This window comes from Bradyrhizobium sp. LeoA1Lang (assembly GCF_055413685.1).
Map to the genome: position 1 here is coordinate 1 of NZ_JBVAPG010000456.1, position 753 is coordinate 753.

The window sequence follows — 753 nt, forward strand, 5'->3', positions numbered from 1 at the left end:
CCTCGCGGTGCGTGCACCCGAGATGCTGGCGGTCTGTCAGCAGGTCGCGGCGATCCCCGTCAAGCGCACATCATTGCCCGATACACATTTCCTCGAGCGAGAGGAGGTAACGGCATTGTTTCGTTCGCTGCCTCGACAAGGTCATCTCTCGCTGCGCGACCGCACACTGTTGCTCTTCCTGTACAACACGGGCGCTCGGGTGCAGGAAGTTGCCGATCTTCGTATCGAGCACCTCGAACTCAAGCCACCAGCCAAAGTCCACTTGCACGGCAAGGGTGACAAGTGGCGGACGTGCCCGCTTTGGGATGAGACAGTGAAGCATCTCCAGGCGCTCCTCGCCCAGCGTAGCGCATCGCCAGGCGAGCCAGTCTTCTGCGCTCCGAAGGCCCGCCCTCTAACGCGGTTCGGGATCTATAAGATTGTCCGACGACACGGCGCATCCTTCGATACACACGGGCCGAAATCCAGGCGGGTCAGTCCGCATCTATTCCGGCACACCGCTGCTTGCCACCTGCTGGAATCCGGTGTCGAAGTCAATGTCATACGGAGTTGGCTCGGGCACGTGAGTCTCGACACGACAAACCGTTATGCCGAGCTGACGCTGCGCGCTAAAGCCGAGGCGCTGCGCGCCTGCGAACTGGGTTCCGATATTTCAACGGTGTCCCGGGCTCGCGTCGCCTGGAAGGACGACAAAACCCTCCTCGACTGGCTCAATTCACTGTAGCGCATTATGTGCCTACACGCCCGCGATCC

Annotated in this window: 1 protein-coding gene; it reads left to right on the forward strand. The window is 61.0% G+C overall.

Annotated elements, in window-relative coordinates:
- A partial coding sequence (locus ACZYOF_RS44115; RefSeq protein ID WP_463719640.1) for a tyrosine-type recombinase/integrase occupies positions 1-724 on the forward strand: 724 nt, incomplete at its 5' end.
- Positions 725-753 lie beyond the last annotated feature (29 nt).